This window comes from Microcystis sp. M31BS1 (assembly GCF_020245285.1).
GTDB classification, from domain to species: Bacteria; Cyanobacteriota; Cyanobacteriia; order Cyanobacteriales; family Microcystaceae; genus Microcystis; species Microcystis panniformis.
On sequence record NZ_JADBVE010000181.1, the window covers coordinates 1 to 4,697 of the forward strand.

Consider the following 4,697-nt stretch of genomic DNA (forward strand, 5'->3'; position numbering starts at 1 on the left):
AGCTTCTTGTACTTGTTGCGCGCGACTTTTTACCCGGCCAAGCTTTTCTGGTCGGAACCCCCTAAGCCGAGTTTTCAAGGTGCTGCGCCGTCCACTTGGTTTTCGAGACTGGCCTTTTAATTCTAACGTAAAGCCGCCGTAGAACGGCGGGGTTTCAGACCCAAAATTTCCGATGAACCAGCCTCAAGAGCGAGAACCTTTTGCCAGTTTAGTTTTATATCATCTCTTTAAATGGTCGATCGTTAGCCCAACCCTACACGGCTATTTCCGCGGCCGCATTTACGGAGTGGAAAATGTCCCCCGGCGTCATCCTCTGATTATCGTCTGCAATCACGCCAGTTACTTCGATCCACCTCTATTATCCTGTGCTGTGCGTCGTCCCGTAGCTTATATGGCTAAAGAAGAATTATTCACCATCCCGATTTTAAAACAGGCGATCGCTCTTTACGGGGCCTATCCCGTCAAACGCAGCAGTGGTGATCGCGGGGCAATTCGGGCGGCGATGGCAGCCTTAGCAGCGGGCTGGGCAGTAGGAGTGTTTCTGGAGGGAACCCGCACCGAGGACGGATTGATCCATCAACCAAAACTAGGCGCGGCGATGATTGCCGCTAAAGCGGGAGTTCCCCTGTTACCCGTCAGTTTGTGGGGGACAGAAAAGATTTTTCAAAAAGGTTCTTCTTTTCCCCATAGTATCCCCTTAACTATTCGCATCGGCGAGGTGCTGCCGCCACCGATTTCTAGCAAAAGAGAAGCTTTACAGACAGTTACCGAGCGCTGTGCCGAAATGATTAACGGATTACACGCCCTCGGACGCTAAATCTTTGCCTTTTGCATGAGTAGAAAACGGGTTTCTCCGAGAAACCCGTTTTCTGTGCGTTACTCAACGGATTTAGTATTAGATTTCTCTCCCCTACACTTTGAAGTGGGGAATCTAGGCTAAAATTGGCATAACTCGACCATCGCCTCGATCATGTTCTTTTTTGTCCTCGGCTTCAATCTAGGCTTAACTTTATTTAATTGCTTTCTAGTCTGGAAATTGTGGCAATTGCGGCGGATTTTAGGGCGAGTGACCAAAATTTTAAACCGGGTGGAACGACGTTTACACCACATTTTTTACCCCGCCCCCGAATATATTGTCATCGCCGGGGCGAAAACCTATCATCTCCGACAAAACTATCAACGCCTCTGCGGACAGATACAGATACTGCAATCCCTATTCTTGACCTTCTCCCTGATTATCCGTTACTGGCAGCGTCAATCCCGTCAAAGCCGTCGCCTCTGGTCGCTAAAATTGAGCAAAATCTCTAGCAACTAAGCAGCTAACAGCGATCGCCAACCAAAGTAATACACAAGTACGAGTTAAATGCCAAGCCTGTTCGACGGTTTTGACGGTAATCGGGTGGAGGTTATCGCCCAATAAAGGTTTTTCCACAATCTGGCCCCGGTATTGATTTTTCCCCCCCAATTGCACCCCCAAAATCGCCCCATAGACGCATTCACTCCAACCGGAATTAGGACTAGGATCCCGACGGGCATCGCGCCAACAAATGCTTAAAACCCGCCCCGGCCGGCCCGAAATTAGGGCGAGAGTTAAGACCGTTAAACGACAGGGTAGCCATGTCAAAACATCCTCGCTTTTAGCACTAAACCAGCCAATATGGGTGTAGGGCGGCCGACGATAGCCAATCATCGAATCGAGGGTACTAGCGGCTTTATAAGCGCAAGCAAGGGGAACCGGTCCCACCCCCAGAAAAGCACCGAGAAGGGCATAAAAAAGCGGCGCAGTAACTCCATCCACACCATTTTCACTGACGGTTTCTAATAGGGCGCGAAGGATTTCTTCCTGGCCGAGATTATCTGTGTCGCGACCAACGTATAAACTTAGTTGGCAACGAGCTAAGGTGATATTTTCCGCTTGTAAAGGTGCGATGACTGTTTCGGCAGCCCTGCGTAAACTTCTACCGGCTAAACAACTAGCCAAGAGAATCACTTGTACTAGGCAACTCAGCAGCAAATTGACCTGACCTAACCATTGGATTCCTAGCCAAGTTAAGACCCCAGCCAAGATAATTAAACCTAGTCCCAGAATTATGCCCGCTAAACGTTGCCGAATTTTTTCCTGCGTCCAATTAAGAATAACTTTGCTGGCAACAGCAATAATCGCCCCCATCACCTGCACTGGATGAATCCATCCCCAAGGATCGCCCACCAGATAATCTAAAACCGCCCCTAATACTAAAATGATCGCCGTTGCCGTTTCCTTCACAATTACTCCCTTTTACCATCGATATCCCGAATTTTCTCAATATTGTCTTCCCAGTTAGCTCCATCAAAGAACTGGATCTGAAAATCTTCCAAGACATTGCCATCCAAACAGCGCAGGTTTATATCTATAGCGTCAGGATGGGAGCGGGGACGATAGAAAGGATGGATACCACAAACACGACAAAAATAATGTTGGGCTGTGTGGGTATTAAATGTATAGGTACTTAAGAAATCTTCACCGCTTAGGAGGGTAAATTGTGCTGAAGGAACAATCAGATGCAAAAAGCCTTTTTTCTGACAAATGGAACAATTACAGTCTAGAGCTTGATCATGCTCGATCGCCACTTGAAAACGGATCGCTCCACAGTGACAACCTCCCCCATAAATCTTTGCTTGTGTTGTTGCTGTCATAACTTCTAAACTACTAAACAATAAAGCTGGTTTCCTCTCCCCTAGCGGCGATCCAGCTACGCGCATCGTAGTATAAATCCGCTAAGGTAATCTTCCCCAGGGCCTCTTTTAATTTCTCGTGGAGGTGTTTCCAGATAGTAAATGTCACCCAATCTTCTGCCTGTTCGTCCCTGGGATGATAACCTGATAATGGCTCGATCGTCTCTCCCACTGCCTCCAAAATTTGCCCCAACGAGATACGATTTGCCGGCCTAGCTAACTGATAACCCCCTTGCGATCCCCGAAAGGAACGAACTAACCCCGCTCGTCGCATTTCTATCAGCAATTTCTCTAGATAAGCAGCCGGGATATCTTGACGCAGGGCGATCGATTTTACCGATACGGGAGTCCCCCTCGGTTGTAAACTAAGATCCAGCAAGGCTTTAACACTATAGTGACCCCTAGTTGTTAGCTTCATTATCCCTCATTTTTACCTCTTGATCTCTATCCTACCCCGGCTCTCATTGATGAGAGAAAGGCTAACCTCCCTTACCCCGGCATCTCGATCAACATTGATAAATTCTCTTAAGATTTCGATCGAGAGATAGAGTGTAATCCATTACAATCAATTTCCCCAAGCAAGTGATAATTTTTAGTTTATACCGTGTAAGATAAGTGTAGAGATCAATCGTAACCCGATTGTTTCTGGTCAGGGGGAGCAATTCTCCTCGACTAGCCTTGATGACCCTAACCGTTACTTATCTACTGCGAACTTAAATGAACACAACTACCAATCCAGAACCCCTGACTGGCCTCGAACTAATTGAGAAAGTTAAACAGCTAGGCAACCTCAGCAAAGAGGAAAAAGCCCGGGAATGCGGCTACTATACCATGACAAAAAATGGTATTGAACGCGTTAATATGATGAAATTTCTCAATGCTCTAATCGATGCCGAGGGAATTGACTTAGATAGCAGTGCCAATGGTCACGGACGAGGTGGGCGCTCGGCCAGCTACCGGATCAGTGTCCAATCTAATAATAATCTCCTGATCGGTTCGGCCTACACCAAAAAAATGGGACTCAAACCCGGAGATGAATTTGAAATTACTTTGGGGAGAAAACATATTCATCTCAAGCAAGTTGGCGCCAGCGACGACGACGAATAGCCATAATTAAGGAGAGAGCCGTTTCACTCTCTCCTTGCAGATAGGGTCTGCTGAAAAATTCACTCCAGAAATCATGCTATTGAATGCCACTGATTTGTCGCCCAATTGATAAGTTTTACTTAGGCAAAACAAATTTAAACATGATTTTTATTAAAGAGAAGGACTATCTTAGTTCATTTGTTCGCAAAAAAGCCAGAAAGACAAAAAAAGCCCAAAAAAACTGCCGAAGCAGTTGGGAAAGATTGACAACCAAAAAGATAATAGCAAGGACAGTTCCTGAAGTTTCAGGTAGTTTTGTCATGACCAGATTGAAACTAAATCTTCTCTTAGCTTGTCCGGACTTTCTGGGAGCATCTCAGATGTGCACAAATAACGACAATCAACAATGATCAGTCATCCTTAAATTAGTACGAATGTATGAACAACCGCATCTAAGCATCCCACTGCAAAAGCTAATCTGCGGCGGGATTGAGGAAAAAATCGCCATTAAGCGCGAATTTTAGAAGATAGTTTCCTTGGAAAAATCCCCACTGGGTAGATTGACAAAAATCAGATGCACCCCTAGGTAGGGTATGCTGAAAAAGTTTTTCCTGGTGGCAGGGTGTGGGGTGTGGGGTGTGGGGTTTTATCAGTTTTGAGGTGGCCAATTACCTAATTTTCAGGGAAAAAGTCCAGGGATTTTCCCCCTGATCACTCCCATGCCTGGTACTTTTTGATTGACAAAAAGTCTAAAAGTCTTCAAGGGGTGACAAGGCGACTAAAAGGCTTGCTGGATAAGGCGCATAGCCGTTAGACCCCTAGAAAAATCGGGGTGTTTTCCTGGCTTGAGGCGGATCAAAGAAAAGGCGAGTTCCGAGTACGCGTCCATCGACTCG

General features: G+C 46.3%; 6 protein-coding genes and 2 pseudogenes. 4 read left to right on the forward strand and 4 right to left on the reverse strand.

The annotated features are described in order from the left end of the window. Positions 1-172 precede the first annotated feature (172 nt). Both IM509_RS10565 and IM509_RS10570 read left to right on the forward strand, forming a co-directional pair. The gene (locus tag IM509_RS10565) at positions 173-817 is read left to right on the forward strand and encodes a lysophospholipid acyltransferase family protein (protein WP_052278008.1); all 645 of its coding nucleotides are present in this window, start codon (positions 173-175) and stop codon (positions 815-817) included. A 153-nt stretch (positions 818-970) separates the two neighbouring features. Then, a complete protein-coding gene (locus IM509_RS10570) occupies positions 971-1,315 on the forward strand; it encodes a hypothetical protein (protein ID WP_052278007.1) in 345 nt (114 codons plus the stop codon). Here IM509_RS10570 and cbiB read toward each other — a convergent pair. Genes cbiB through IM509_RS10585 form a run of 3 tightly spaced genes read right to left on the reverse strand, consistent with a single transcriptional unit; the run spans position 1,286 to position 3,133 of the window. Beyond that, positions 1,286-2,266 (reverse strand): adenosylcobinamide-phosphate synthase CbiB, encoded by a 981-nt coding sequence (cbiB, locus tag IM509_RS10575; protein ID WP_072927630.1) that lies wholly within the window; start codon positions 2,264-2,266, stop codon positions 1,286-1,288. The two genes, IM509_RS10570 and cbiB, sit on opposite strands and share 30 nt — an antisense overlap. Positions 2,267-2,268: 2 nt before the next feature. After that, positions 2,269-2,742, reverse strand: coding sequence for a GFA family protein (locus IM509_RS10580; protein WP_128575290.1), 474 nt, complete (start codon positions 2,740-2,742; stop codon positions 2,269-2,271). Then, positions 2,690-3,133, reverse strand: a complete 444-nt coding sequence (locus IM509_RS10585) for an Rrf2 family transcriptional regulator (protein ID WP_002738021.1) — start codon at positions 3,131-3,133, stop codon at positions 2,690-2,692. The genes IM509_RS10580 and IM509_RS10585 overlap by 53 nt, the downstream gene beginning before the upstream one ends. 299 nt (positions 3,134-3,432) lie before the next feature. Here IM509_RS10585 and IM509_RS10590 point away from each other — a divergent pair, with 299 nt between their 5' ends. Then, positions 3,433-3,822, forward strand: a complete 390-nt coding sequence (locus IM509_RS10590) for an AbrB family transcriptional regulator (RefSeq protein WP_002737568.1) — start codon at positions 3,433-3,435, stop codon at positions 3,820-3,822. Positions 3,823-3,985: 163 nt separating this feature from the next. Here IM509_RS10590 and IM509_RS10595 read toward each other — a convergent pair. Continuing rightward, positions 3,986-4,165, reverse strand: a pseudogene (locus tag IM509_RS10595) (transposase); the annotation flags it as partial. 260 nt (positions 4,166-4,425) lie between these two features. Between IM509_RS10595 and IM509_RS10600 the strand changes: the two are divergent. Further along, positions 4,426-4,615: pseudogene (locus IM509_RS10600) on the forward strand (hypothetical protein). Positions 4,616-4,697: the final 82 nt, after the last annotated feature.

Coding starts and splice junctions, on each gene's coding strand:
- IM509_RS10590 (WP_002737568.1), top strand. CDS start 3,433: ATGAACACAACTACCAATCCAGAACCCCTGACTGGCCTCGAACTAATT.
- IM509_RS10580 (WP_128575290.1), bottom strand. CDS start 2,742: ATGCGCGTAGCTGGATCGCCGCTAGGGGAGAGGAAACCAGCTTTATTG.
- IM509_RS10565 (WP_052278008.1), top strand. CDS start 173: ATGAACCAGCCTCAAGAGCGAGAACCTTTTGCCAGTTTAGTTTTATAT.
- IM509_RS10585 (WP_002738021.1), bottom strand. CDS start 3,133: ATGAAGCTAACAACTAGGGGTCACTATAGTGTTAAAGCCTTGCTGGAT.
- IM509_RS10570 (WP_052278007.1), top strand. CDS start 971: ATGTTCTTTTTTGTCCTCGGCTTCAATCTAGGCTTAACTTTATTTAAT.